The following is a 5,059-nucleotide window of genomic DNA, read 5'->3' as shown; positions in this document are numbered from 1 at the left end:
GGCCCCGCCGCGATCACCGCCCGTGGCCGGGTGTCGCTGGACCGGGCCACCGCCTCGGCGATCGCGTCGGAGGCGGCGCCGACCTCGCGTCGTACGCGGGCGCCGGACTCGGCCAGCGTGCGCAGGCGCAGGTCGGCCGAGCCGAGCGCGACCTCGTCGTCCAGGCGGGACTCGTCGAACCAGACCATGTCGATCAGCCTGGCTTGCGGGCCTCGTCCACGAGCAGCACCGGGATGCCGTCGCGAACGGGATAGGCGAGGCCGCAGCCGGTGCAGACGAGCTCGGGTGTCTCGGTGAGCTCGAGCTCGGCCCGGCACGCAGGGCAGACGATGATCGCCAACAGCTCCGGGGAGACCTCGGGGGCGCTCACTTGCCACCCCGGATGGTCGCGAGGAGCTCGTCGCGGACTCGGGTCATGGTGGACTCGTCCTTCCCTTCGACGTTGAGCCGGAGCAGCGGCTCCGTGTTCGAGGCGCGCACGTTGAACGCCCAGTCGGCGTGGCTGACGCTCAGTCCGTCCAGCTTGTCGACCGAGACGCCGTCGCGGGTGTAGATCTGCTCGATGGCCTCGAGCACGGCCGCCTGGTCCTCGACGGTGCTGTTGATCTCTCCGCTGAGCGGATAGCGGTCGTATTCCTTCAGCAGGTCCGACAACAGCCCGCCGGACTCGGCGAGCGCAGCCATCGCGTGCAGCGCGGCGAGCATGCCGGAGTCGGCGCGCCAGAAGTCGCGGAAGTAGAAGTGGCCGCTGTGCTCGCCACCGAAGACCGCGTCGGTCTGGGCCATCGTGCCCTTGATGAAGGAGTGGCCGACGCGGGTGCGGACCGGCTTCCCGCCGAGCTCCTCGACGATCTCGGGGACGGCGCGAGAGGTGATCAGGTTGTGGATGATGGTCGCTCCGGGCTCCTTGCGCAGCTCGCGCGCCGCGATCAGGGCCGTCAGCGTGGACGGCGAGACGAGCGCGCCGCGCTCGTCGACGAGGAAGCACCGATCGGCGTCCCCGTCGAAGGCGAGTCCGATGTCGGCCTTCTCCGCGAGCACCCGCTTCTGCAGGTCCACGAGGTTCTCCGGCTCGATGGGGTTCGCCTCGTGGTTGGGGAACGTGCCGTCGAGCTCGAAGTACATGGGCACCATCTCGACGCGGTCCGCCAGCCGCTCGAACACGGCGGGCGCGGTGTGGCCGGCCATCCCGTTGCCGGCGTCCACGACGACCTTGATCCTGCGCCCCTCCACCGGTGCGAGGGTGAGCAGGTGCGCGGCGTAGGCCTGGAGGACGTCGTCCTGGCCCACGGATCCGGTGCGGGCCCGGCGCCCGATCGCCACGTCAGCCGCGCCCCGGGCCGCCACTCGGTCGCGGATCTCGGCGAGACCGCTCTCCATGCCGACCGGCTGGGCGAGCGCGCGGCACATCTTGATGCCGTTGTACTGCGCGGGGTTGTGGCTCGCGGTGAACATCGCGCCCGGCAGGCGGAGGTGGCCGGAGGCGAAGTAGAGCTGGTCGGTCGAGGCGAGGCCGATCATCGTCACATCGGCGCCCGCGGCGGTCGCGCCGTCCGCGAACGCGCCCGCGAGGGCCGGCGAGCTGGGCCGCATGTCGTAGCCGATCACGAGCGCGTCGACGCCGAGCACCTCGACATAGGCGGCACCCGTGGCACGGGCCAGGTCCTCGTCGAGCTGGTCGGGGACGGTTCCCCGCACGTCGTAGGCCTTGAAGACCTTGCTCAGGTTGTCCGGGGACGTGGTGCCGCTGGCCATGCTCGGACCCTAGTGCAAGGACGGTCGGTCCGATCAGTCGGTCGAACCCGCAGGGCGGCCGACGGCGGTCGGTCGTGGGTCAATCGGTACTGAGCATGCGGAGATGGCCCTTGCGGGCGATCTCGCGACCGGACTCCCGGGGCTGCTCGACGGCGCGCGGCGCCGGGCGAGCGGCCTCGCGGACGGCGTCCGCCAGGGCGAGCAGGTCGTCGTTGCTGGGACCGTCCTGCTGGCTTCCGAGCGCGAGCCGGAGGACCTCCCAGCCGCGTGGCGCGGAGAGCCGCTCGCTGTGCACGTCGCAGAGGTCGTAGGCGTGCGGCTCGGCGAAGGTCGCGAGCGGACCGAGGACCGCCGTGGAGTCGGCGTAGACGTAGGTCAGCGTGGCCACGGCGCGCCGAGCGCACGCCGTGCGCGAGCAGGTGCGCAGACTGCGGGGTGCCGGGCTGACGCTCACCCGGGAGACGGTACCGCCCACGGCGCGTCGCGACGGATAGGCTCGCTGATCGTGGAGGAGTCCGGTCCTGGCGATCACCGACCTGTCGTGCCGCGGTCCCGCAGGGACCGACGCGGTCGCGGCATGCGCGGCCCGGCGGTGCTGCCGCTGACCGGCCCGATCGGGCCGAGTGCGACCCACCGTCCGCCCCGGCCGCGCAGCCGGCGTGAGGTCTTCGACAGGATCCTGCTGGATGTGGTGACCGAGATCGACGAACGCTGGTCGTCGCGCCTGGGCCTCGTGGAGTACGCGGTCGAGGACACCCCCCAGCTTCCCGACGACTGGGACTCCGGCCGGGTTCCCCTGTCCTCGCTGGTCCGCGGCTCTGGCACCACACCGACCCGGTTGGTCGTGTTCCGCCGGCCCCTGGAGCACCGGGCGGGCGATCGCGGCGACCTCGAGGCGATGGTGCTGACCGTGGTGGTCGAGCAGGTCGCCGAGCTGCTCGGCATCGAGCCGAGCGAGGTGGACCCGCGCTACCCGTCCGACGACGACGGGTGAGGGCTACTGCGGGCGGACCCCGGGGATCCGCGCGTAGACCTCGCCGGCCCGCAGCCGCAGCGTGGCGAGCCCGGGATGAGCGCCCCTCGCCGGGATCATGACCAGTCCGCCGACCGCGGTGTTGCGGGCCTCGACATCGATCGTCACGGCCCTCGGCCGCAGCGCGAGCGTCGCCGCACGGTCGGGGCCTACCTCGACCCGTTCCTCGGCCAGCACCTCGCCGGCCGCGTCGTAGGAGCGGACGTGCACGGTCCCGATGCCGGTCGCCCCGCCGAGCAACAGGGTCTTGGCGCCTGCGGGCAGGACCGCCGAGGTCGGCTCCCGCAGCTCCGGCACCGGTGCCAGCAGCGCCAGGTCGCCCTTGGACAGCAGCCTGACCGACGAGGCGAGAGGAATGGTCGACTCGACCACGATTCCGACCACCCCCGTCGCAGCCTCGCCCTGCAGCATGGAACGCAGGTTGACGGACGTCATCGACTGAGGCGGCACCTGGATGTCCTCGGAGTCGGCGGGCGTGAAGACCGACTCCTCGGTGATCAGCCGCACCGTGGCCCGGGCCTCGTCGACGCCCGGGTTCGCGAGGTCCAGCATCGGTCCGCTCGGCGATGCCGGCAGCCCGAGGATCAGCGCTTCGGTGCTCGGCTCGGACTGCGCCGGGAGGAAGTCGCTCGTCACCCGCCCGCGACCGAGCGGGTCGCGGGTGTTGCGGACGGTCGCGGTGACCCGTCCCCGCGTCGAGGTCAGGTGCGCGGCGGTCGCACCACGTCGTGGCGCCTCCTCGGCGAGGTCGATCCGTTTCACGCCGTGCGCCGGCACCTGGATGCCGCGCAGCGCGGGCTCCTCGATCGGCCCGCCGGCGCCGTAGAGCGTCACGTCGACGACCGCGTCGCCGTCGTCGGGGTTCACCAGCTCCAGCGTGGAGGAGTAGCGCGCCGACGCGCCGAGGCCGACCAGCCACTCGTCGTACGAGGGGGCCCGGCACTCGGGTACCGCGAGGCGGTCGCTGCGTCCGGCGATCAGGCCTGGGGCCGCGGCTCCCTCGCCGTCGAGCGTGGTGGCGCCACCGCTGTTCGGTACGACGACGCTGCTGCCCTCCTCCACCGTGACCGGAGGCGCCTCGGCGAGGATGTCGGCACCCGCCTGCGAGGTGTGCACCGCCACCTCTCCCCCGGCCACACCGGGGCTCCGGGTCACCCGGACCGGCCTTGCCGAGCCGGCCGACGCCTCCGGGCAGACCACCGTCGCGGCGGTCAGCGGAGAGGTCTGCGGGGCGGTGCGTCCGGCGAGCGGGTCCGGCTCCTCGCCGATGAAGGCGATGCTGATCGCGACCACCATCGGCAGTGCGATGGCGAGAGCGACGACGATGTCGACCCGTCGCCTCCTCAGCACGGACGCCCGGCGACCGGGACTCTGCTCACTCATCGCGACTCCTTCGCAGCGGGGGCAGCGACAGCACGGCCAGCACCGGGATGGAGATTGCCTGCACGAGAAGCAGGATCCAGCGCGACCATGAGCCGTCCTCCTGGAGCGACTGCGGCTCCGGCGTCACCTGCCACGAGCGTGTGCCGCGTTCGGAGCTGGCCTGGACCAGACCGGAGGTGGCGTCCAGGTTCGCCGAGACGGCGCCGTCGGCGGGCGCAGCCTGGACGATGTAGAGGATCCCCCGGTCGGAGAGCTCCGCGACCGCTTCGGAGTCCGGGGCGGTGACGAGCGACCGGATCACCTCCGTGATCTCAGGGTCCTCGGGGGTCAGCGCTGCGATCTCGTCCTCGCCGACCGTCGGGCCGTCGCCGCGGTGCACGTCGTAGCGCAGGCCCTCGGCCACGCTGCCGCGGAGGACGAGGACGCCGTCCTCAGGCGCTCTCTCGGCGCGCTGGGCCATGTACACCGGCACGTCGGACTCGGGCGGGTCGGTCAGCCGCTCGCCACCCCAGCCTGCGAACCACACGAGCCCGACCAGCGGCGCCGTGACCGCGGCGACGCCGGTCACTGCGAGCCCAGCCTGGAGCGGCTTGGGGAGGTCGCCGAGGTGGCGCAGCGAGAGACCGCCGAGCACGGCGGCGGTGATCCATGCCGCGTGGAGCAGCAGCAGCGCCGAGCTGACGCCGGGCTGCTGCGACGCGACACCGGGGAGGTCGATCGACATCACCGCGAGCGGCACGGCCGCCGCCGCGGTCACGGCCGCCACCAGCCAGCAGACCAGCACCGGGATCCGGGTCGCCCGCGGGACGAGGGCCAGCACGGCGAGGACCGGCAGCACGATGCCTACCCACCACGGGGCACCCAGGTCGCCGAGGCGCCCGAGCAGGA

Annotated in this window: 6 protein-coding genes and 1 pseudogene; 1 reads left to right on the top strand and 6 read right to left on the bottom strand. The window is 72.9% G+C overall.

All coding sequences use genetic code 11. The annotated features are described in order from the left end of the window. The 4 genes and pseudogenes from E7Z54_RS09255 to E7Z54_RS09240 all read right to left on the bottom strand — a co-directional run. Positions 1-188: pseudogene (locus tag E7Z54_RS09255) on the bottom strand (SIS domain-containing protein); the annotation flags it as partial. Between the two features lie 5 nt (positions 189-193). After that, complete coding sequence (locus tag E7Z54_RS09250) at positions 194-370, bottom strand: Trm112 family protein (protein WP_206056101.1); 177 nt, start codon at positions 368-370, stop codon at positions 194-196. Then, the gene (locus tag E7Z54_RS09245; protein WP_136433066.1) at positions 367-1,755 is read right to left on the bottom strand and encodes a phosphomannomutase/phosphoglucomutase; all 1,389 of its coding nucleotides are present in this window, start codon (positions 1,753-1,755) and stop codon (positions 367-369) included. The genes E7Z54_RS09250 and E7Z54_RS09245 overlap by 4 nt, the downstream gene beginning before the upstream one ends. 79 nt (positions 1,756-1,834) lie before the next feature. Beyond that, the gene (locus E7Z54_RS09240) at positions 1,835-2,209 is read right to left on the bottom strand and encodes a DUF3499 domain-containing protein (protein ID WP_136433064.1); all 375 of its coding nucleotides are present in this window, start codon (positions 2,207-2,209) and stop codon (positions 1,835-1,837) included. A gap of 123 nt (positions 2,210-2,332) precedes the next feature. Between E7Z54_RS09240 and E7Z54_RS09235 the strand changes: the two genes are divergently transcribed. Beyond that, positions 2,333-2,749, top strand: coding sequence for a metallopeptidase family protein (locus tag E7Z54_RS09235; RefSeq protein ID WP_136433062.1), 417 nt, complete (start codon positions 2,333-2,335; stop codon positions 2,747-2,749). A 3-nt stretch (positions 2,750-2,752) separates the two neighbouring features. Here E7Z54_RS09235 and E7Z54_RS09230 read toward each other — a convergent pair whose 3' ends face one another. Together E7Z54_RS09230 and E7Z54_RS09225 are read right to left on the bottom strand one after the other, a co-directional pair. Then, entirely contained in the window at positions 2,753-4,171 is a 1,419-nt protein-coding gene (locus E7Z54_RS09230; RefSeq protein WP_136433060.1) for a DUF5719 family protein, read from the bottom strand. Further along, a partial coding sequence (locus E7Z54_RS09225) for a hypothetical protein (protein ID WP_168798246.1) occupies positions 4,164-5,059 on the bottom strand: 896 nt, incomplete at its 5' end. The genes E7Z54_RS09230 and E7Z54_RS09225, both read right to left, overlap by 8 nt.

Source organism: Nocardioides sp. (assembly GCF_004803405.1).
GTDB classification, from domain to species: domain Bacteria; phylum Actinomycetota; class Actinomycetes; order Propionibacteriales; family Nocardioidaceae; genus Nocardioides; species Nocardioides vastitatis.
Note: the sequence above shows the minus strand (reverse complement) of the source record. Positions and strands in the feature narration are given on the sequence as shown.

What these genes read in the sequence shown, in the direction of transcription:
- E7Z54_RS09245 (WP_136433066.1), bottom strand. Translation starts at nt 1,755, where the DNA reads ATGGCCAGCGGCACCACGTCCCCGGACAACCTGAGCAAGGTCTTCAAG.
- E7Z54_RS09230 (WP_136433060.1), bottom strand. Translation starts at nt 4,171, where the DNA reads ATGAGTGAGCAGAGTCCCGGTCGCCGGGCGTCCGTGCTGAGGAGGCGA.
- E7Z54_RS09235 (WP_136433062.1), top strand. Translation starts at nt 2,333, where the DNA reads ATGCGCGGCCCGGCGGTGCTGCCGCTGACCGGCCCGATCGGGCCGAGT.